The organism is Lysinibacillus macroides (assembly GCF_001281525.1).
Classification (GTDB): Bacteria; Bacillota; Bacilli; order Bacillales_A; family Planococcaceae; genus Lysinibacillus; species Lysinibacillus macroides.
This window is the reverse complement of record NZ_LGCI01000002.1, coordinates 154,659-177,185: the sequence shown is the minus strand read 5'-3', so window position 1 is coordinate 177,185 and position 22,527 is coordinate 154,659. Positions and strand designations below refer to the sequence as shown.

The following is a 22,527-nucleotide window of genomic DNA, read 5'->3' as shown; positions in this document are numbered from 1 at the left end:
TTATTTATTGAAAATAGGTTTTCTTTTATTTAAAAAGGCTTGAATGCCCTCGTTATAATCAGCAGAGCTAAATGAATCCAGCACGATTTGTGCAAGCTCATCATTTTCTTCATTTTCACCATCAACAATGGCTTGAATAATTTTTTTAATGCCCGCATTGGCAACAGAGGATTTACTTAATAAATGTTCAGCAAATTGCAGTGTAGCACGTTCAATTTCCTCTGGCTCATGCACAGCTGTAATTAAGCCAATATCTTGTCCTTCCTGTGCTGTAAAAAGGTTGGCTGTATATAAAATTTCCTTTGCCTTAGCGACACCAACAATATTGATAAGGCGTTTTGTGCTTTCCAGATTATAAACAATGCCGATATTGGCAGCAGTAATGCCAAGCTTACTTTTTGGTGTAGCAATTCTAAAGTCGCAGGCATTTGCTAGTTCCAAGCCACCACCAATGGCTAAGCCCTGAATCATGGCAATCGTAGGATGTGGGAATTTATAAAGAGCGTCAATGGCTTTTAAGGCTAAATTATTATAGGCTTTGGCATTGTCTGCCGCGTAGCGAATATCTAAAAACTCGCTAATATCTGCCCCCGCTGAGAAGGCAACCTCATTGACGCCACGAACAATTAATAGCTTGATTGTACCGTCTTTCTGTAATTGTTCAAGCTGGTCTAAGATCTCCTGAAACATCGCTCTCGATAAAGAATTTCGTTTGTCAGGACGGTTTAATACCAATGTTGCGATATAACCACTTTTTTCTATATAAATTTCCTTAGTCATGATGGTCCTCCTAGTCTTTCTTTAATTTTGCAGCAAAGCGGTTGCCAATGGATTGAATGCTTTGCACAAGGATAATTAAAATAAATACGGTTGCATACATGACATCAACCTCATAACGTAGATGTCCGTAACGATAGGCAAGGTCACCCAAGCCGCCAGCGCCGACCATACCAGCCATCGCTGTTGCACCAATTAGTCCAATTGTGGCGATTGTTAAGCCTAAAATAATAGATGGACGTGCTTCGCGTAATAGCACATGCCAAATGATTTGCCGGCGTTTAATGCCCATTGCGGTATAAGCCTCTACAACTCCTGGATCAACTTCTAATAATGCTGACTCCATAAGGCGTGCAATATAAGGGGCTGTATAAACAACGAGAGGTACAATAACGCCTTTGACACCAATTGTTGTACCAACGATTAGCTTTGTAAAAGGTAGGATAAAGAATAACAAGATAATAAAAGGTACAGAACGTACAATGTTAATTAATAGGTTGAAAAATTGATAGAGAAATTTATTTTCAAAGGATTGTCCAGGTCGTGTTAAAACAATTAAAAGCCCTAGTGGAATACCAATTAAAATAGAAAAGAACAAGGAAATTCCAACCATTTGGAATGTTTCGATAATAGCTTTTATAATGACATCTGACCAATCCGTAAAAAAGCTTTGAATATTATTCATTAGACGCACCTCCTAATTCTTCGACAGCAACGCCATTTTCCGTAAAATATGTTAGCGCTTTTTGCACAAGCTGGGACTCTCCGTGTAAATGCACCACGATATTACCAACAATACCATTTTTTAATTCAATAATATTGGCTGTTAAAATATTTGGCTGCACATCATAGATTTTGCTAACTTCGGCTAATAAAGGCTTCCCCGTACTCTCACCAAGGAATGTTAAACGAATCACGCTCCCAGAAACATTCAATTGTTCAATAAGAGAAGGCGATAAGTTACGCTGTGAAATAGTGTTTAAAAATTTTCTTGTGGTTGGATGCTGAGGCTTTGCAAAAAGCTCAATAGCTGTACCAAATTCCACAACCTTGCCTGATTCTAAGACAGAAACCTCATCACAAATTTTTTGAATCACATTCATTTCATGGGTAATGAGTAAAATAGTAATACCTAATTCTCGATTTATTTTTAATAAGAGCGCAAGTATTGCCTCTGTTGTTTCAGGATCAAGCGCACTTGTCGCTTCATCGCTTAATAAAATTTCTGGCTCCTGCGCTAAGGCACGTGCAATCGCTACACGCTGCTTTTGACCACCTGAAAGCTGATTAGGGTAACTATCTAATTTCTCTGTTAAACCAACGATTTCCGCATATTTCGCGACACGACTTTTAACTTCCGCATCATTATAGCCAAGCAGCTTTAAGGGAACGGCAATATTATTATAAACAGTTGCTGTTTTTAATAGATTAAAATGCTGAAAAATCATCCCGATTTTTTGGCGAGTTTGTCGTAATTCATGAAGGGGAAGGGTAGTGATATCTACATTGTCAATTAGCACTCTTCCTGCCGTAGGGCGCTCTAGTAAATTGACACAGCGAATAAGTGTACTTTTACCAGCACCACTATAGCCAATAACACCATGAATTTGTCCCCTTTTTACAGAAAGATTGATGCCATCAACGGCTTTCACAACACCTTTTTTTGATTTATATTCTTTTGAAATATTTTGTAATTGAATCATATGATGATTGCTCCTTTGTCAACTTCTAAAAAGTAAGAATCTGCCCGTCTTCAAATGAGAAGTCTCAGCAGATTCTTAGATTTATAGAAGCATCCTGAATAAATTACCAGCTTGGGATTACAGAACCTTGGAATTCTTCTTCAATAAATGCACGTACTTCATCAGATTGATAAGCCTCAACAAACTTTTTAATTGTTGGGTCATTTTCATTTTCGGCACGTACTACAATGTAATTCACGTATGGTGAGTCAGTAGATTCTAATAGAATAGAGTCTTCTTTAGGATTAATGCCGGCTTCTAGTGCGAAGTTTGTATTAATCGCTGCTACATCTACTTCACTAAGCTGCTTAGGAATTTGTGCTGCCTCTAATTCGATAAATTTTAAATTCTTTGTATTTTCCTCTACATCACGAATAGAGGCTGTTAAGTCTGCGCCATCTTTTAATTTAATATAACCTGCTTCTTGCAGTACAAAAAGGGCACGCGCACCATTTGTTGGATCATTTGGTAGGCCAAATGTAGCTCCATCTGGAATTTCATCAAATGATTGATATTTTTCAGAATAAACACCCATTGGATTTAAAATCGTTTTACCAACTGGTACTAAATCTGTATCATGATCTTTATTAAATGTATCAAGGAAAGGCTCATGCTGATAGCTGTTTGCATCAAGGTCACCTTCAGCTAGGGCTGTATTTGGTAAAACATAATCAGAAAATGATTTAAGTTCAACCTCTAGCCCATTTTCCTTCGCTACCTTAGCAGCTACCTCTGCAATTTGCTCATGTGGACCAGAAGTAACACCTACAACAATTTTATTTTCATCAATTGCCTTGCCCTGTTCCTTACTTTCCTCTTTTGAACCACAGCCTGCTAATGCTGCTGCTAGTGTAAGACTTGCTAAACCTAGTAAAAATTTATTTTTCATGAAAAACTACCTCCAAAAATGTTTTATCGGCTTTGGAAAATAAAAAAACTCTCTTACAAATTAAGAGAGGCTCATGAAAAATGTCCTCTCTTATCTATCAAACATCATCTGTTTGCAGGATTTAGCACCTTCCGAAAAGGAGGTTGCCGAGCTTCATTGGGCCAGTCCCTCAGCTACTCTTGATAAGAGATTTATAATATTTTTATAATTCCGATAGAACTAATATAAATTATAGGGTATAGTAAGTCAATAAATATTTTAAATATTTTTAACCTTATGCAAAAGAAAGAGGGAGAGCCATGTCAGTACGCATTCAATATGGAACGGGTTCATTTGGAAAAGTTATCAGTGCCCGTCTTTTAAGGGGAACAGATATCATTGAGGGAATTGAGGCGCTTTGTGCTGAGAATAATATCGAAGCAGCAACAATTGTTAGCTGTATTGGAAGCTTTCAAAAAAGTAGCTTTGTCTATTTAGTGCCTGATGAAACCTCCAGCATTAAAGTGCGCTTTAGTGATGTTATTGAAAAAGAAGGGCCGCTTGAATTTATTCAAGGTACAGGTGTCATTTGTAAACGTGATGGGGCATATGAAACACATTTTCATGGTTCAATGAGCGATCAATGGGGCAATGTATCAGGTGGTCATTTTATGAAAGGTGGAAATATCGTGATTACGGCTGATATAGTGCTAGCAGAGGTACAAGGCATTCAGCATATTCGAAAATTTGACGAGGAAACAGGGCATGTTCAATTTTATCCATTAGAGCAAGGGCTAATGCAGCCCCGAAAAATTGACAAATAAATGCCCTGTAGCTAGTGAAAGCAACAGGACACTTTAGGAGGAACTAAAATAATTGCAGTTGTTCAATTCTAGCCATAGCTTCACGTAAGCGTTCCTCACTAACGAGTAAGCCAACGCGCACATAGCCTTCGCCGTATTGGCCAAAGCCATTGCCTGCTGCAACTGCAATATCTGCCTTGTCCAGTAATAAATCAGCAAATTGCTCACTTGTATAGCCTACTGGTACAGGCAGCCATGCAAAGAAAGAGCCTTTTGGTGCGGTTACCTGCCAGCCAATGCGATGAGCTTCTTCAATCAGCACATTTCGACGACGCTCATAAGTAGCTCTTAGTTCATCCGCACATGCTTGAGAGGCCGTCAGTGCTACCGCAGCAGCCTGCTGGACAGCTGGGAATTGGCTACAAAATAGATGGTCTTGAATAAGATTAATGGCAGCGATTATATCAGCATTACCGACTGCAAAGCCTATCCGCCAGCCTGCCATATTATAAGTTTTGGATAATGTATACATTTCGATGCCGACATCTTTTGCGCCTTCTGTCTGTAAGAAGCTAACAGGCTTGTTGCCATCGAAGCCAATCGCACCATAAGCAAAATCATGTGACACGATGATATTATGCTCTTTGGCAAAGCGTACCGTTTCCTCAAAAAATTCAAGCGTTGCCGTACCGCCTGTAGGATTGTTTGGGTAATTTAGGTAAAGTAATTTTGCCTTTTCCTTTACCTCCTCAGATAGGGCATGATAATCTGGCAAGAAATTATTTTCGGCAAAAAGTGGCATCACTTCAAAATTTACATCAGCTAATACCGCGCCAGATAAGTAATCTGGATAACCTGGGTCTGGTAAAAGCATGGTATCACCGGGATTTAATACTGCTAAAGGAAGCTCCACAAGTCCGATTTTTGTGCCACCGAGGATGGCTACTTCAGTGTCTGGGTCAATATCCACCTGATATTCACGCTGATAAAAATCAGCCGCAGCTTGGCGTAATTCAGCAATACCGCGAAATGGCGAATATTTATGGTGTTGAGGATTTTCAGCCGCCTCCTGTAATGCTTGAATAATATGAGGAGGCGTTGGTTGGTCAGGATTCCCTTGTCCAAGATTAATAACATCGCGTCCTTGTTCAAGCGCAGTATTTACTTTTTGTGCAAGTGCCGCAAAAAATTGCGTAGGTAGTTGTTGAAGCTTTTTAGAAAATTCCATATAGGTTCACCTTTTTCAGAATATAATAATTATTGTTAAAGAATATGTTGCCAATACTATTATTTTTTTAGTGAATTGTCTAGTCTTTATTATGATTAGTTATAGATAGGTTACTTGGAAGATAAGTACATATAGTATAATGAAAACTATGAAAATTTAGTTAGCTATTTAGAGGAGGAATGGACATGAAAATTGGTTGTATTCAATTAAATGTTGGCTTTGGCAAAGTAGAGGAGAATTTTGCGCGCGCTGAGGAAAAAATTCGTGAAGTCGTGCAGCAGGGAGCAGAGATTGTTGTACTGCCAGAAATGTGGAATACAGGCTATGCATTGGAGAAGCTACCTGAGTTAGCGGATGTGAATGGAGAGCGGACAAAGACATTTTTGACAAATTTATCGAAGGAGCTTGGCGTACATATTGTTGGTGGCTCAGTATCCACACAAAAAGGCGATAAATTTTATAATACGATGTATACATTTAATAAAAATGGTGAACTAGTTGGTGAATATAGCAAGGCACATCTTTTCCGTTTAATGGATGAGCATCTTTATTTAGAAGCGGGAGATGAGATGAATCGCTTTGCCCTTGACGATCTTGAGGCTGCTGGTGTGATTTGCTACGATATCCGTTTCCCTGAATGGCTACGTGCACATGCATTGCAGGGGGCAAAGGTGTTATTTGTGCCTGCACAATGGCCAACGCCTCGAATTGACCATTGGAAAACATTGCTGCAAGCACGTGCCATTGAAAATCAATGCTTTGTTATTGCAGTGAATCGTATTTCGAAAAAGGTAGAAAACTTTAATGGACAATCAATGATTATTCAGCCATGGGGCGAGGTGCTATGGACAGGCGCAGAGGATGAGGAAATAGCTGTCATTGATGTAGACTTTTCCATTGTTGATGAGGTACGTGGCAGAATTCCAGTATATGATGACCGTAGACCAACACTCTATGATGGTATTCTTCAAAAATAATTGATGGAAGGCTATTTAGCTAAGGTAGCAGATAGCCTTTCTTCATTTGAAAATAGACGATAGAAAGGAATACTAACAATCCTATGACTGAATTTTTATTAACAATTGAATCAGTAATGACGAGAAAGCATTTTGAACAGGCGAAGGTCGTCGCAGGGCATGGGAGCCTTCAACGTTATGTAAAATGGGTGCATATATTAGAATCTTTAGATATTGAACCATTTGTAAAGGGAGGAGAGTTAATTTTAACGACAGGTATTCCGATTGCACGAGGTGAAGAGGTTTTTATTGATTTTATAAAAAAACTTTCTCAATTGGAGGCAGCAGGTCTTTGTGTGGAATTAGGGAAGCATATTGAGCGTATTCCAGATAGCGTTATACAGTGTGCGAATGCGTTAGCCTTTCCTATTGTTACTTTTACAAATGTTGTACCGTTCGTGGAAATTACACAAGATCTCCATAAGCTACTGATTAATCAGCAATATGAGCTACTTCAGCATTTAGAGTCCTATGCGCAGGATTTACATAAGCTGGCATTATATGCGACAAATTATGAGCAATTACTAATGAGGATGCATAAGTATTTAAACGTATCGATTGCTTTTGAATTAAAGGGAGAAGACATTCTATATATTCCTAATACACAACAAGCACTATTTCATCATTTAAGGCAGACAGCTCCTAATGACACAGAGCATTTTCTATCAAAGGATATTTATTTATTACAGCAAAAATATGGCACCATTTATATCTATTCTGTCAATCGTATTTTAACGGAGCTAGATACGTTAATTTTAGATCGTACAAGTGTAGCTTTGGCGAATTATTTATTAAGAGATTTATATATTGATGAAAAACAAGGCAATGAAAATCGACTGATTTTGACACAATGGCTGCATAATGAGCTAACAGTGCAGGATATCCAATTATTTTTGGAGGACTATGCGCCAAAAACCATCAAGTGTTCATGGATTGTGATGATACAGCGTATTACAAGGTTCAATAAAAATCAAAATCTAACGTACCATAAATTGTTTATACATAATATTTTAGAGAAATATGGATTTTTTTCTTGTACAGTTGAAGAAAATCGAGAGTTAATTTTTATAATAGCGGATATGTGGGGAAAAAATGATTATAAGCAAAGGCTTGAAGCGGTAGTACGGGAAATGAATGAGAAAAGTCAAGAGGATATGCCAAATATTTTAGGCTTTGGTCATTATGTCAACAGTTTACAAGATGTATTTAGAAGCTATGAAACGGCTAAAAACACGATTTTTATTCGTAAGCATAATAAAAGCCTCTCTTATTTTTTTGATGACCTGCCATTACAGCATATGCTTTTACAATTGCGGAAGGATAAGGTCTTTTTAGATGTTGCAAGACAATATTTGTCCCCCTTATTTGAATATGACCAGCAATTTAATGGTCAACTAGTACGCACATTAACGAAATATTTAGAAATGAATGGTTTAAAAAAGGAAACAGCGCAGGAATTATTTATTGTACGACAAACACTATACCATCGTTTGGAGAAAATTGAATCGATGATTGGGAAAGATTTTATGAAGGGGGATCAGCGCTTAGCGATAGAGCTTATGTTGCGCCTTATTGATGAATAGTATAGTAGGAAAAGGGTGTTTCAAATGTTATTTGAAACGCCTTTTTTATAGACTTGCCATTTTGTTATATGTTTGATCTAAATGATCTTACACTTTGACTAATGAAAGCCCTTCCACTTTCATGCATACTAAATGTACCAACTCATACAGGGAGGTACGATGAATATGAAAAATGCAACGGATTTCGATTGGCGTACAAAGGATGAACAATTTGTTTGGCATGCAATGAGTCCATATAATCCCCAAAATACAATGATTATCGAAAAATCAGAAGGGGTTTGGGTAACAGATATTGATGGCAACCGTTATTTAGATGCGATGGCAGGCTTATGGTGTGTCAATGTTGGCTACGGCCGCGAGGAAATTGCAAAGGCAGCGTACAATCAGCTTGTACAAAACTGCTATACACCGCTTTCCTATAGTCATACTTCAGCCATTTTATTGAGTGAAAAAATTAGTGAGTTGCTTGGTGGCGACTATGTTATTTTCTATTCAAATAGCGGCTCGGAGGCCAATGAGGTAGCCTTTAAAATTGCGCGTCAATACCATAAACAAACTGGACAGCATGAGCGCACAAAAATCATTTCACGCTACCGTGCTTATCATGGTAATACGAGTGCCTCACTTGCAGCAACAGGGCAGGCACAGCGTAAATTCAAGTATGAAGGATTAGCATCTGGCTTCTTACATGTGACACCGCCTGATATGTATCGTTCTCCGGAGGAAGCGGAAAATCCAATTGATTTGCCTTCTGTTCAAGAAGTAGATCGTACCATGACATGGGAGCTATCTGAAACGATTGCAGCAATGATTATGGAGCCAATTATTACAGGTGGTGGCGTGCTTGTACCAAATGATCAATATTTAAAAGGGATTCGTGAGGTTTGTGATAAGCATGGTGCACTGATGATTGTAGATGAAGTAATTTGTGGTTTGGGTCGTACAGGTAAGGCATTTGGTTTCCAAAACTATGGTGTGCAGCCTGATATTATTACAATGGCAAAGGGCTTAACAAGTGCCTATATGCCATTATCAGCAACAGCCGTGAAGCGTGAAATTTATGAAGCATTTATGGCAGCGGGTGATTATGAGTTTTTACGCCATGTCAATACATTTGGAGGCTCTCCTGCTGCGTGTGCTGTTGCCCTGAAAAATATTGAAATTATGGAACGTGAGCAATTATTTACTCGCTCTGAGGAAATGGGCGCTATTTTATTCGAGGAGTTAACAGAGCGATTAGCGAATCATCCACATGTGGGTAATATTCGTGGTAAAGGTTTATTAGTAGGGATCGAGCTTGTTGAAGATAAACAGACAAAAAAACCTGTTGATCTATCTTATACAAATGCAATTATTGCAGCCTGTAAAAAACAAGGTGTCATTATTGGTAAAAACGGTACAACGACAGCGGGCTTTAATAATGTACTAACACTATCACCACCACTTACGTTAACAATTGAAGAGAAAAATACGATTGTCGAAGCACTGGCAAATGCTTTTGCACAGCATCAATAGGAGGAAAGAACATGCGTATTGGTATTCCAAAAGAGATTAAAGTATTAGAAAATCGTGTCGCAATTACTCCAGCAGGGGTGGTATCACTTGTAACGGCTGGACATGAAGTGATCATTGAAACAAATGCAGGAGCTGGCTCTAGCTTTACGGATGAGTTATATACAGAAGCAGGTGCTACCATTGTTTCTACTGCACGTGAGGCATGGGATGTTGATATGGTATTAAAGGTAAAAGAGCCAATTGTATCAGAATACCAATTTTTCCGTGACGGTCTTATTCTATTCACTTATTTGCATTTAGCAGCAGACGAAGTATTAACAAAGGCGCTAATTGAAAAAAACGTTACAGCAATTGCCTATGAAACAGTACAATTACCAGATCGTTCATTACCGCTGCTATCACCGATGAGTGAGGTGGCAGGGCGTATGGCTACACAGATTGGTGCACAGTATTTAGAAAAAATTAATGGCGGTAAAGGTATTTTATTGGGTGGTGTTTCCGGCGTTGAACGTGGGAAAGTCGCGATTATTGGTGGTGGTATGGCTGGGGAAAATGCAGCACAAATTGCTATTGGTATGGGAGCACAAGTAACCATTTTAGATATTAATCCTGTTCGCCTTCGCCAGCTCGAAGCACAGTTTGGTCGCAGTATTCAAACATTGATTTCAAATCCATTTAACATTGCGAAAGCAGTAGCAGAGGCAGATTTAGTGGTTGGGGCGGTATTAATCCCAGGAGCAAAAGCACCGAAGCTAGTAACAGAGGCAATGGTTCAGGCAATGCAGTCAGGTTCAGTATTGGTGGATGTGGCGATTGATCAAGGTGGTATTTTTGAATCCTCAGATCGTGTGACAACCCATGAAGACCCGATTTATGTGAAGCATGGTGTTGTTCATTACGCAGTTGGTAATATGCCTGGAGCTGTTCCACGCACATCTACAATTGCCTTAACTAATAATACAATTCCATATGCATTATTGCTTGCCAATGTAGGCGTTGAGGTGGCTATTGCACAGAATAAGCCATTGGCGCTAGGCTTGAATGTCTATCAAGGTCAAATTGTTTATGAGCAAGTAGCCATTGCGCATAACTTGCCTTATAACCCATTACAAACACTTGTAACAGTTTAGGAGGAGTTCCACAATGACAAAATTAGTTTCAGTGAAAGAATTGACACATTTTATTAACGGTAAGGCAGTAGCGGGTACAAGTGGTCGCTTTGGAGATGTTTATAATCCATCAACAGGTGAAGTGATTGCGAAAGTACCTTTAGCAACAAAAGAGGAAACTCAACATGCCATTGCGACAGCACAGGCAGCTTTTCCTGCTTGGCGTGATTTATCAGTAGCAAGACGAGCGCAAATCGTCCTACAATTCCGAAACTTACTTGAGGAAAACAAAGAGAAATTAATTGATATTATTTGCACAGAGAGCGGTAAAACAGTAGAGGATGCAAAGGGAGAGGTTACACGTGGTTTGGAATCAGTGGATCTTGCTATTGGCGCTCCGCATTTAGTGAAGGGTGAATACTCTGTTAATGTTGGTGGTGGCATTAATGCTTATTCCGCAAAATATCCACTAGGCGTTGTGGCAGCTATTTCACCATTTAACTTCCCGATTATGGTGCCTCTTGCACAAACAAGTATGGCTGTTGCAGTCGGCAATGCAGTCATTTTAAAAGCATCAGAAAAGGTACCGATGACAGCTCTATTTGTCAGTGAGCTTTGGAAGCAAGCAGGCTTACCAGATGGTATTTGGACGGTTGTGAATGGCGATAAGGATGCGGTTAATGAGCTGTTAGAGAACCCTGCTGTTCAAGCAATTTCCTTTGTAGGCTCTACACCTGTAGCAAAATATATTTATGAAACAGGAGCGAAATACGGCAAGCGTGTCACAGCGCTTGGTGGTGGTAAAAATAATATGGTCGTAATGCCAGATGCTGACTTAGAACAAGTAGCAAGTGCCTTTATTGGTGCGGCATATGGGGCAGCATCACAGCGCTGTATGGCGATTTCTACGCTAATTGCTGTTGGCGAAGATACAGCAGAGCGCATCGTAGCAATTTTAAAGCAAAAAATTGATGCTTTAAAAGTAGGTGTGTATACAAATCCTGAAACAGACTTTGGTCCTGTAATTTCACAGCAATCAAAGGAGCAAGTGCTGGCTGCCATTAATCGTGGTGAGCAAGAAGGGGCTGTTGTTGTCTGTGACGGTCGTGAAGCGGAGATTACGAAAAAATCAAACGGCTTCTTCCTTGCACCAACATTGCTAGACCATGTGAAGCCAGGGATGGAAATTTATGAGCAGGAAGTTTTCGGCCCTGTGCGTAATGTTGTACGTGTCAATTCATTAGAAGAAGCTATTACCTTAATCAACAGTCATGAATTAGCGAACGGTGTAACAATCTTTACAAATGACGGTCTTGCATCTCGTAAGTTTACAACAGAAATTGACGTAGGGATGGTGGGTGTCAATGTCCCAATCCCAATTCCAGTTGGCTACTATAATTTTGCTGGCTTTAAAGGCTCGCGTTTCGGTGAAGGGCATATGTTTGGTCCAGACCAAGCGCGTTTCTTTACAAAAACAAAGACGATTTCAGAGCGCTGGTTATCACCTGCTGAAAATACGGGATCAACATTTGCGTTCCCAAGCAACAATTCTTAATATATTAAAATAGAACTACGCAGAAAATGTCATTTTTCTGCGTAGTTTTTCTTTTGGATTCGACAAGATAATGAATAATATTTATGTTTAATGTGTTGTTTTTACTTGTATAAGCGAAAATATGCTATTTTACATTTTGTGTGAAACAAGTGTCTAACATTTTATATTTTGTCTATTACGTAACCATATAAGAACATGTAAGATTTTATGTAAGCGATTACACAATCTTGAAGAAGAGGTGAAAGTATGGAGCAACAAACGCATTTAAAAAGAGGATTAAAGAAACGGCATATGACAATGATTGCCATTGCCGGGGTTATCGGTGCTGGGCTATTTATGGGAAGTGGCTCAGTTATTAACTTGGCTGGTCCAGGCGCAATTTTATCGTATGTCTTTGCAGGATTTATTGTTATTTTAGTAATGCGTATGCTAGGTGAGATGGCGGCTGTTAATCCGACAAGTGGATCGTTTGCCCATTATGCACATGAAGCTATTGGTCCATGGGCAGGCTTTATGATCGGCTGGTTGTATTGGTTTTTCTGGGTTGTTGCCATTGCATTAGAGGCAACCGCAGCGGCAGCCATTATTCAATATTGGTATGACGGTGTTCCTTTATGGCTATTAAGCATGATATTGACAGTGGCATTGACGTTAACAAATGTTCTTTCTGTAAAAGCTTTTGGTGAATTTGAGTATTGGTTCTCTCTTATTAAAGTTGCAAGTATTATCATCTTCTTAGGTCTTGGCGCATTTATTATTTTGGGGATTGCCCCGAATTTTAGTGCTGTTGGTATGACGAATTTAGTTGGACAAGGTGGATTTTTACCAAATGGCTTTGGCGCTGTTTTAATGGGTGTTGTTATTGTTATTTTTTCCTTTATGGGAACAGAAATTGTAGCGATTGCTGCTGGTGAATCAGATGAGCCTTTAGCAGCTGTTACCAAGGCTACAAACTCTATTACTTGGCGTATTTTAATTTTCTATGTAGGTTCTATCGCTGTTGTTGTAACATTATTACCTTGGCATTCTTCAGATATTTTAACAAGCCCTTATGTAGCGGTATTAGATTATATTGGCATTCCTGCTGCGGCACAAATTATGAATTTTGTTGTTTTAACAGCTGTGTTATCATGCTTAAACTCAGCGCTTTATGCAACATCACGTATGGTCTTTTCTCTAGCAGAGAAAGGGGAAGCACCAAAAGCATTTTTGAAATTAAATAAAAATGGTGCACCTGTGAATGCCATATTAGCAGCAACATTTTTCTCCTATATTGCCGTTATTATGAATTATGTATCACCAGATAAAGTATTTATGTTTTTACTAAGCTCTTGTAGTGCGATTACATTAATTCTTTACTTAATTATTGCTTTTTCACAATTAAAAATGCGACGAAAAATTGAAAAGGAAAATCCTGAACTGTTAAAGGTGAAAATGTGGTTGTTCCCTTATTTAACGTATTTCACAATACTAGCTACAACTGCATTATTAATTGCAATGTTCTTTATTGATTCCATGCGCTCGCAAATTTTATTTACATGTGTTGTTGTTGCTGTTGTTATGTTTTTCTATTTAGTGACACAGCGGAAAAAATTAGTGAAGCCAGTAGAGGAGTCTAGCCCTATTCTTCCTAAAAAAGAGTTAGATTTTGAATAATAGAATGTAGGGTTTGGTTAAAAGGCGAGGTTTCTTAGGTTCATCACTTAAGAAACCTTTTTGTATTACAGCATAAGAAAGGCAAGACGAAGAATTAATAGTAGCAAACCACCACCTGCTAATAATAGCAGTAATCGAATTCTTGTGTTCATTTACTTGTCATCTCCTAAATTCTTAAACATATAGCCTTTATAAGATTGATGAATAATCATCACGATGCCAATAAGCATAAAGTTTGATAACAGTGAGCTTCCACCATAGCTTAAAAATGGTAATGTTACACCTGTCACAGGTAAAAGGCCGATCGTCATACCAATATTTTGCGTAATTTGGAAGGCCAATAAACTTGAAATACCAGCTCCCATTAGCGTCATAAATGGATCTCTTGCCTCGACCGTAATTAACACAATCCGATAGATTACAAAAAATAAAAGAATAATAACAATTGCGCCGCCAATAAAGCCAAATTCCTCTGCAATCGCTGAAAAAATAAAATCTGTATGCTTTTCAGGGACATAGACATTGTTATTTAAGTAGCCCTTCCCAGCTATTTCTCCAGACCCTATCGCTAAAAAGCCTTGCCGTACTTGGAATGAGGAATCTGTATATTCATAAGGCTGTAGCCAACCATAAATACGAGAAACCTGATGTCCAGATAAGGCTCCTAAAATTTTCTCCGTAAAAAATTCATTAAATCGTACATAAAGTACAACAACTGTACTGATCATCACTACAGGAACAGCCGTAAAAATAGCAAGGAGCTTCCGTTGAATACCTGAGAAGAAAATCATCGGTAAAATCATCGCCATATAGAGCATGACCATTCCGGTGTCAGGCTGTCTATAAACAAGAAGTGTAGGTGGCAGGACAATGAATCCAATTTTTACTAGTAGCCATAGATCTGCTAGATAGGAGGGGCGTGTGTTTTTCTCTTGATGGGCAATAATCACCTTACTAACGACAATTAAAAAAGCAAATTTTAAAAATTCTGATGGCTGGAATGACCCTAAAAACGGTATTTGATACCATGATTTAGCCTGATTAATCGTCCGGGCTATACTTTCAGGGGCAATAATTAGCCCAGCAGTGAGCGCGACCATCAATCCATAAAATGGCCAGCCAATCTTCTTTAACTGTTCAATATCGAGTAAGGATATGCCAAACAGCATGGCAAATCCAATGCCATAAAATATAAATTGCTTGATAATAAAAGAGCTTGCGTATTGCTCAAAATTGGTACTGCTTGAATAGACAAAAAGGCAACTGATACTGCCAAGGAAAAGAAGCGCCGCAATTAAACTCCCATCCAACCTTTTAAATTGCGTCAAATGTAACACCCCCTATATATACTAATAGTATAAACGGGGGCAATGTATGGAAGGTTGCAAATAGTAGTAGCTGAATACCAATAAAATAAAAAATATGGCATTGCTTGAGATAATTATTATTTGGAGTAAATGACCTATATGAAATGAGACGTTGGGTATAAATTCTTAATTCTTTGTGCAATCTTTACAAAAATATAACACTGGCTTTATATCTTCGGACTATGATTAGTGTTGAGAGTTGGAGAAGGAGCCAAGAAATCATGAATTTGTTTCGTTTTATAAAGGTAAAGGACAAATTATTGATGCTTATGATTGTTTGTGTGTTGTCGAATATTTTGATTGGGATATTCAGTATTGATTATTTAAGGAAAATGTCGTGGCATGCAAGTGAAAGTTACACACAGGGTCTTGTGCCAATCGGAGGGCTTAATGAACTAGAAGAGTCACAGCGTCAATTAGATTGGATGGTCGATTCGCAGGGAGCTTATGGAGAAATGACAGGTATTTTAAAAAATATGGAGCAGCCTTTAGCGCATTTAGAAAGCCAAGAAATCGATAAAAAAATGAATCATCAGATTAAAAAGTATAAATCTTTACTGGTACAACAAGAGAATTTGATGAAAGGCTATCAGCAACTGTCTAAGGATGAACGAGCGTCATTTTATACGCAAGCTTTTTTACCAATCAGTCAAGAGGTCCATTCATTATTAGAGGAAACACAAAATTATTTAGTTCAACGAGCAACAACACAACAGCAGACATATCAAAAGGATGTGCAATTTGGGTATTGGCTATTAGGTGGGGTGTGCTTAACTGTTGTGCTGCTCGTAATGATGATTGGTTTAATTGCAACAAAGGCAGTGAATATACCAACCCGTCAATTGAAGTCAGTGTTAAAGCGAGCCGAGCAGGGCGATTTTACGGCAAACGCAAGCTATGTTGCCCATGATGAATTGGGGGAGGTAGTGCTATCTTACAATCAAATGGTAACAGAGGTAAAACGTCTCCTCCATACAGTAACAGATAGTGCCTATGAAGTAGAAAAAATGACAGGAAGATTACAGGAATCATCAGAGCAATCCTCTACAGCAACAGTAAAGATAGCAAAGGATGTTCAAGGGATCTCGGAGGCGACAGCCGCTTCAACTACCAAATTAGCATCCAATACAGCTTCTTTAGAGGAAGTTTTAAATGATGTACAGATTATTTTAGAAAAAGTTCAAGTGGTTGAAAGCTTTGTCTATAAAACAGCTCAAGATGCAGAAAGTGGCACGGATATTGTACAGGCGAATTTAACACAAATGCAGGCAATTAAACGGGCAGTTGAAAAATCTAATACAGCTATATCTAATTTAGTGGAGCGAGCCTCGTCCATCGACCAAATGGTTGAAGTCATTGAAAAAATCACAGCGCAAACAAATTTATTAGCATTAAATGCATCCATTGAGGCTGCTAGAGCGGGAGAGCATGGAAAAGGTTTTGCTATCGTAGCAGATGAAGTGCGTAAGCTAGCAGAGCAAACCGTCTATTCTACACAAACGATTACGACCATCGTACAAAATATTCATGTAGATTCAAATTATGCAGTGCAAATGATGAAAGGCGTGTTAGCAGCCACTGAAAAAGGTGTGGCCGTAACAGGACAAACAGCATCAAGCTTTGCGCAGATTTTAGAAAAAGTACATACGATAAAGCCTGATATAATGGAAGTGTCTAATACGGTTCAAGAGATTGCTAATCATACCAAAACGGTTAGTGAGGATGCATTAATGCTAACATCATTATCCAATACAAATGCGTTATCAACAAAACATGTGGCTACATTGACAGCCGACCAATTAACAGCGCAGCAGCAATTCCATAATTATATTAAAGAACTACGCAAGGTCTCAAAAGTATTACAAATAGCAGTAAAACGATTTTCCATCTAAACCCTTATGTGAAAAGAAATCTTCTTTGTAAAGAGCTACAAAGAAGATTTCTTTTTTCATGCAAACTTTATTGCTAAAAATGCATATTTGTATTTTTAAGATGTACAAGTGTATTTTTTTGTTTTTGTAGCACAAAATTTTTAAGTGCTCATATACTAAATAGTAAGGGATTATATGTTCCTTTTATAGATATTATTAATATAATAGTTGTATTTTCAAAACGAACACATTATAATTGTTTTCAATGAAAGTGTTATTAAATCAATGTTTATAAATATCTTTTTGTACTTTCTGAAAGTACATTTGTTTATATGTGGAGGTTTTGAGAAATGAAAAAGATTATGGTAACTGGGGCACTTGGTCAAATTGGTTCTGAACTTATAGAAAAACTTCGTAGTATTTATGGAGAGGACAATGTACTTGCTACAGATATTCGGAAGCTTGAGTATACAAAGGGACCGTTTGAAGTATTGGACGTGACAGATGGACAAAGAATGTATGATTTAGCAAAGGACTTCGGCGCAGATACAATGATGCACCTAGCAGCACTATTATCTGCTACAGCTGAGCGCAATCCATTATTAGCTTGGAACTTAAATATGGGTGGATTAATGAATGCCTTAGAGGTTTCACGTGAGCTAAACATGCAATTTTTTACACCAAGCTCAATAGGTGCATTTGGCCCATCTACACCAAAGAAAGATACACCGCAGGATACTTTACAACGACCAACAACGATGTATGGCGTTAATAAGGTAGCAGGTGAATTATTATGTGACTACTATTTTAATCGTTTTGGTGTAGATACACGCGGTGTGCGTTTCCCTGGATTAATTTCCTATGTAACACCTCCAGGCGGCGGTACAACAGATTATGCAGTAGAAATCTTCTATGAAGCAATTGAACAAGGTAAATATACATCCTATATTCAAGAAGGCACGTATATGGATATGATGTATATGCCAGATGCATTGCAGGCTATTGTAGATTTGATGGAGGCAGATAGCAGTAAGCTAGTTCATCGCAATGCGTTTAATATTACGGCCATGAGCTTTGAACCATCGCAACTTGCGGCGGAAATTAAAAAGCATTTACCACATTTCACAATGGGATATGAGGTTGATCCAGTGCGTCAAGCCATTGCAGATAGCTGGCCAAACTCTTTAAATATCGAAGCAGCTCAAAAAGAATGGAACTTTAAAACAGAGTATGATTTAGCTAGAATGACAGCAGATATGTTAGAAAAGCTAAAAATTAAACTGCATAAAAAGGCCATTTCATAGAGCATGGAGGTATAACAAAGAAGCAATATTTATTGTATCGAAAGTGTTTGGATAATATTTACAAAAACATAAGGACTGTCGGAAAAGATTTTTCTTTTCCAACAGTCCTTTTTTTATAGGTCAATAAAATAGATGAATGCCATTTACTCTACCATTAATTATGACTGATAGTGTTGAGCAAAATAAAAATAAAGAAGAAAATTATTGGCAAATATAGATTAAATTATAAAATTAAAATATAATAATATTCGAAATATTAATAGTATTCAGTTTATTAGAAGCTATTATTATTTCACAAAGGGGCATTCACAAAATGAAGGGATGGTTGATAAATTATGATGCAAGAGCCATTAGTTTTAACGAGCTTTTTTAAACGAGCAGAGAGTTATTTTGCAAGAAAGACGATTATTTCACGGACAAGTCCACACAACATACACCGTTTAACATATGGGCAGTGGGCGAAAAGGACACGTCGCTTAGCAGATGCTCTTGCAAAGCTTGGTGTGACAAAGGGAACGAAGGTCGGCTCCTTTGCTTGGAATCAGCATCGTCACTTAGAAGCCTATTTTGCAGTTCCTTGTTCAGGTGCTATTTTACACATGGTCAATATTCGTTTATCAGAAGAGCATTTAGTGTACATTATTAATCATGCAGAAGATGAGATTTTAATGATAGATGTAGATTTATTACCTATTATTGAAAACATTGCGCCAAAGCTAAAAACTGTAAAGCATTATATTATTATGACAGATGATGAAGTATTACCAAAAACAATATTGCCAAATGCCTTGTCCTATGAGGAATTATTAGCTGCTGCAGATGAAGAGTTTCAATTTCCAGACGATATTGATGAAGAGGCGCCAGCTGGCATGTGCTATACAAGTGCTACTACAGGCAATCCAAAGGGGGTTGTCTACTCACATCGGGGCTTAGTATTACACAGTATGATGTTAAGCATGTCTGATTCTATGGGCATTGCAGAAAGAGATGTCGTCATGCCGATTGTACCGATGTTTCATGCCAATGCATGGGGGCTGCCATTTGCTAGTGTGAATGTGGGCGCTACGCAGGTTCTGCCAGGTCCACACTTTACATCAACATTAATCATAGATTTAATCGAACAGGAAAAGGTCACATTAACTGCTGGTGTGCCAACCATTTGGATTGGTGTGTTGCAGGAGCAAGAAAAACAAGAACGAGATATCAGTTCATTAAGAGCGATATGTTGTGGGGGCTCAGCATCGCCAACTCGACTTATTCGCACGTTTGAGGAGAAATATGGTATTCCCTATATTGTTGTTTACGGTATGACAGAAACTACACCAATTGTAGCATTGTCCAATTATATGTCATGGATGGATGATTGGCCAATTGACAAGCGTATCGAAGCAAGGGCGATGCAGGGAATGACAATGGCAGGTATTGAATCTAGTATTGTCAATGAGCAAGGAGAGGTGCCTTGGGATGGTGAAACGATGGGGGAATTGCGTTTGCGCGGCCCTTGGATTTCACATGAATACTATCGGGATGAACGCACAGCCGAAGCTTATCGAGATGGCTGGCTCTATACAGGTGATATTGCAGTAAGAACGAAGGATGGCTTTATTAAAATAACAGACCGTACGAAGGATTTAATTAAGTCTGGTGGGGAATGGATTTCCTCTGTAGATTTGGAAAATGCTTTAATGACACATGATGCTGTCCTTGAAGCGGCAGTGATCGCCATGCCTCATGCGAAATGGCAGGAGCGACCGCTGGCATGTGTTGTATTAAAAGAAGGGCAATCCACAACGGAAGAGGAGCTCTTGGCATTTTTAGAAAGCCAATTTGCAAAATGGTGGGTACCAGATGCTGTTGTATTTTTAGAAGAGATTCCGAAGACATCTGTTGGGAAATTCCTAAAAGCCAAGCTTCGCGATAATGTCGCAGAAATATACCCTAAGTCATTAGTATAGTTAAAAGAGCGACTTCCTAATTTAGGGAAGTCGCTCTTTTGTATGCTTATTTATTTAACATGTGGAAAACTTGCTCCACATCCTTATCTCCACGGCCTGAAATATTAATAATAATGCTCTCCTTAGCTGAAAGAGTTGGGGCTAGTTTAAGCGCATGTGCCACAGCATGCGAGCTTTCGAGGGCAGGAATGATACCCTCCACTTTGGAAAGCACCTGAAATGCCTCTAGTACTTCCTCGTTTGAAACCGTGACATACTCCGCACGACCAATTGTTTTTAAATGGCTATGCTCAGGTCCAGCACCTGGATAATCTAAGCCAGCAGCAATTGAGTAGGTTGGCAGTGGATTGCCTTCAGCATCTTGCAGCACTAAACATTTAAAGCCATGCAATGTACCTGGTGTTCCTTCATTTAATGTCGCAGCTTTATCTGGCTCAATACCGATCAGACGAACCTCCTCATCTGCAATATACTCTGCAAATGCCCCAATCGCATTACTACCACCACCGATGCAGGCAAGCACGGCTGTTGGTAGCTTGCCCTCTTTTTCTAAAATTTGTTCACGACTTTCGCGGCTAATAACGGATTGGAAATGCTTCACCATTGAAGGGAAGGGATGTGGACCAACCGCAGAGCCTAGTAAATAGAAAGTTGTTTTATAGTTTTCTACTAAGTCAGCAAATGCTTCATCCACCGCATCCTTTAAGCGTCCTTGTCCTTTATCGACAGCCACAACCTTTGCACCAAGAAGCTCCATACGGAAAACGTTTAGTGCCTGACGTTTTGTATCTTCTAGCCCCATATAAATCGTACAATCCATACCAAACATTGCACAGGCTGTAGCAGTTGCTACTCCATGTTGACCTGCCCCTGTTTCAGCAATCACACGATTTGCACCCATACGCTTTGCTAATAAAATCTGCCCTAAAACATTATTGATTTTATGCGAGCCTGTATGGTTGAGGTCTTCACGCTTTAAATAAATTTTTGCGCCCCCTAATTGTTTTGTTAAATTCTCTGCAAAATAAAGAGGGGATTGACGACCTACATATTCACGGAAATAATAATCTAATTCTTGTTTAAACTCTGTATCATCTTTAAATTTTTGGAAATTCTCATCTAAAATATTTAAGACATTTTGAAGCTCCTCTGGTACGAAGCTTCCACCGAATTCACCGAAATATCCTTGTTTTTCTACTACTGTACTCATCTTCACTCGACTCCTCTTTTCTAATTTTTCCATAAAAAAAGCCACTCCAATCCTTGATTCAAAGGACGAGTAACCGTGGTGCCACCTTAATTCGCAATGTTTTGCGCACTTTTACTCCGATAACGGGGAGAGAATCGGCCTTACATTGGATAAGGCTGCTCCGAAGTCCATTCACAAGTATGTACTACTGGTTTGCACCCTCCACCAGCTCTCTAGTAAGTAACAACGCCTGCTACTATTCTTCTTCATCGCATTTAGATAGAAAGAATTGTAGAGTATATTCAGAATAGTGTCAAGCCAAAAAAAGACGAATCTAAAAAGACTCGTCTGTTAAATCAAATGTTCAAAATGAAGGCGTTTATTTAAAATATACATAATCGGTGTCCCAACGGCTAGCACAACAAACTCGCCTGCTGCTACAGTGAGCCAAGTCCAGAAAAATGGTAGCTCTAAAGCGAGGTTTAGCTCAAAGGCAATGATAAACATGGTGCATGTGAATAACAATGTATTGATGATTAAACGTGCCCAAATATTTTTGACAACTTTACAGATGACAATAAACAGCCCAAGAGTAATCAAGGAATGACCAACACCAAACACTAAATCGTAAACGCCAAGTGGTGAAAAAAGATTGGAAATAAAGACACCAATAATGATTCCTACGGCAAAGCGTGGATTAAAAGCCACTAAATGATTAAAAATCTCAGATACGCGGAATTGTACTTCTGTGAAACCAAATGGTGCAACAAGCATCGTTACAGCAATATACAAGGCTGCAATAATACCACTTGCTGCTAAAAATTTTATCTTCATATTCATTTCTCCTTAGTTTTTTTGCGTGGGAGGTTCTCGAACCACGGTGCTTTTACACAAATAAATATTTTAATATAAAAGCTTATATAAAGTCAACTGTAAAAAAAAGGTGATCCTTATTGACAAATTAATTAATTAACAATATTATTTTATTT

At 38.5% G+C, this 22,527-nt stretch carries 18 protein-coding genes, 2 riboswitches and 1 other annotated feature; of the genes, 10 read left to right on the top strand and 8 right to left on the bottom strand.

Annotated features, from left to right (window positions below):
* The 4 genes from ADM90_RS00990 to ADM90_RS00975 form a co-directional block, all read right to left on the bottom strand.
* Entirely contained in the window at positions 1-780 is a 780-nt protein-coding gene (locus ADM90_RS00990; RefSeq protein WP_053993212.1) for an enoyl-CoA hydratase/isomerase family protein, read from the bottom strand.
* 10 nt (positions 781-790) lie between these two features.
* Positions 791-1,462, bottom strand: coding sequence for a methionine ABC transporter permease (locus ADM90_RS00985; protein ID WP_053993211.1), 672 nt, complete (start codon positions 1,460-1,462; stop codon positions 791-793).
* Positions 1,455-2,480, bottom strand: coding sequence for a methionine ABC transporter ATP-binding protein (locus tag ADM90_RS00980; RefSeq protein ID WP_053993210.1), 1,026 nt, complete (start codon positions 2,478-2,480; stop codon positions 1,455-1,457). Before ADM90_RS00980 ends, ADM90_RS00985 begins: the two co-directional genes overlap by 8 nt.
* 103 nt (positions 2,481-2,583) lie before the next feature.
* Positions 2,584-3,408, bottom strand: coding sequence for a MetQ/NlpA family ABC transporter substrate-binding protein (locus ADM90_RS00975; protein WP_053993209.1), 825 nt, complete (start codon positions 3,406-3,408; stop codon positions 2,584-2,586).
* Between the two features lie 87 nt (positions 3,409-3,495).
* Positions 3,496-3,597: riboswitch (SAM riboswitch) on the bottom strand.
* Positions 3,598-3,707: 110 nt separating this feature from the next.
* On the opposite strand from ADM90_RS00975, the gene ADM90_RS00970 reads away from it, so the two are divergent.
* Entirely contained in the window at positions 3,708-4,211 is a 504-nt protein-coding gene (locus ADM90_RS00970; protein WP_053993208.1) for a PPC domain-containing DNA-binding protein, read from the top strand.
* Between the two features lie 43 nt (positions 4,212-4,254).
* On the opposite strand, the gene ADM90_RS00965 is transcribed toward ADM90_RS00970, so the two are convergent.
* Positions 4,255-5,418, bottom strand: a complete 1,164-nt coding sequence (locus ADM90_RS00965; RefSeq protein ID WP_053993207.1) for a pyridoxal phosphate-dependent aminotransferase — start codon at positions 5,416-5,418, stop codon at positions 4,255-4,257.
* Between the two features lie 185 nt (positions 5,419-5,603).
* Here ADM90_RS00965 and ADM90_RS00960 point away from each other — a divergent pair, with 185 nt between their 5' ends.
* The 6 genes from ADM90_RS00960 (at position 5,604) to ADM90_RS00935 (ending at position 13,852) form a co-directional block, all read left to right on the top strand.
* Positions 5,604-6,395, top strand: coding sequence for a carbon-nitrogen family hydrolase (locus tag ADM90_RS00960; RefSeq protein WP_053993206.1), 792 nt, complete (start codon positions 5,604-5,606; stop codon positions 6,393-6,395).
* 83 nt (positions 6,396-6,478) lie between these two features.
* Positions 6,479-8,017 (top strand): PucR family transcriptional regulator, encoded by a 1,539-nt coding sequence (locus ADM90_RS00955; RefSeq protein WP_053993205.1) that lies wholly within the window; start codon positions 6,479-6,481, stop codon positions 8,015-8,017.
* A 165-nt stretch (positions 8,018-8,182) separates the two neighbouring features.
* The gene (locus tag ADM90_RS00950) at positions 8,183-9,532 is read left to right on the top strand and encodes an aspartate aminotransferase family protein (protein WP_053993204.1); all 1,350 of its coding nucleotides are present in this window, start codon (positions 8,183-8,185) and stop codon (positions 9,530-9,532) included.
* 11 nt (positions 9,533-9,543) lie between these two features.
* A complete protein-coding gene (gene ald / locus ADM90_RS00945; RefSeq protein ID WP_053993203.1) occupies positions 9,544-10,662 on the top strand; it encodes an alanine dehydrogenase in 1,119 nt (372 codons plus the stop codon).
* A 13-nt stretch (positions 10,663-10,675) separates the two neighbouring features.
* Entirely contained in the window at positions 10,676-12,196 is a 1,521-nt protein-coding gene (locus ADM90_RS00940) for a CoA-acylating methylmalonate-semialdehyde dehydrogenase (RefSeq protein ID WP_053993202.1), read from the top strand.
* Between the two features lie 246 nt (positions 12,197-12,442).
* A complete protein-coding gene (locus ADM90_RS00935) occupies positions 12,443-13,852 on the top strand; it encodes an amino acid permease (protein ID WP_053993201.1) in 1,410 nt (469 codons plus the stop codon).
* A gap of 152 nt (positions 13,853-14,004) precedes the next feature.
* On the opposite strand, the gene ADM90_RS00930 is transcribed toward ADM90_RS00935, so the two are convergent.
* Positions 14,005-15,180 (bottom strand): FtsW/RodA/SpoVE family cell cycle protein, encoded by a 1,176-nt coding sequence (locus ADM90_RS00930; protein ID WP_053993200.1) that lies wholly within the window; start codon positions 15,178-15,180, stop codon positions 14,005-14,007.
* A gap of 260 nt (positions 15,181-15,440) precedes the next feature.
* On the opposite strand from ADM90_RS00930, the gene ADM90_RS00925 reads away from it, so the two are divergent.
* From ADM90_RS00925 to ADM90_RS00915, 3 genes are all read left to right on the top strand, one after another.
* Positions 15,441-17,111: a methyl-accepting chemotaxis protein gene (locus ADM90_RS00925; protein ID WP_053993199.1), complete on the top strand. Its 1,671-nt coding sequence runs from the start codon at positions 15,441-15,443 to the stop codon at positions 17,109-17,111.
* 329 nt (positions 17,112-17,440) lie between these two features.
* Complete coding sequence (locus ADM90_RS00920; RefSeq protein WP_053993198.1) at positions 17,441-18,394, top strand: L-threonine 3-dehydrogenase; 954 nt, start codon at positions 17,441-17,443, stop codon at positions 18,392-18,394.
* Between the two features lie 335 nt (positions 18,395-18,729).
* The gene (locus ADM90_RS00915) at positions 18,730-20,349 is read left to right on the top strand and encodes a long-chain fatty acid--CoA ligase (protein ID WP_053993197.1); all 1,620 of its coding nucleotides are present in this window, start codon (positions 18,730-18,732) and stop codon (positions 20,347-20,349) included.
* Positions 20,350-20,395: 46 nt separating this feature from the next.
* Here the strand turns inward: ADM90_RS00915 and trpB are convergent, their stop codons facing one another.
* Both trpB and ADM90_RS00905 read right to left on the bottom strand, forming a co-directional pair.
* Positions 20,396-21,559 (bottom strand): tryptophan synthase subunit beta, encoded by a 1,164-nt coding sequence (gene trpB, locus ADM90_RS00910; RefSeq protein ID WP_053993196.1) that lies wholly within the window; start codon positions 21,557-21,559, stop codon positions 20,396-20,398.
* A 58-nt stretch (positions 21,560-21,617) separates the two neighbouring features.
* Positions 21,618-21,817, bottom strand: a binding site (T-box leader).
* 72 nt (positions 21,818-21,889) lie between these two features.
* Complete coding sequence (locus tag ADM90_RS00905; RefSeq protein ID WP_053993195.1) at positions 21,890-22,372, bottom strand: QueT transporter family protein; 483 nt, start codon at positions 22,370-22,372, stop codon at positions 21,890-21,892.
* Between the two features lie 6 nt (positions 22,373-22,378).
* Positions 22,379-22,423, bottom strand: a riboswitch (PreQ1 riboswitch).
* Positions 22,424-22,527: the final 104 nt, after the last annotated feature.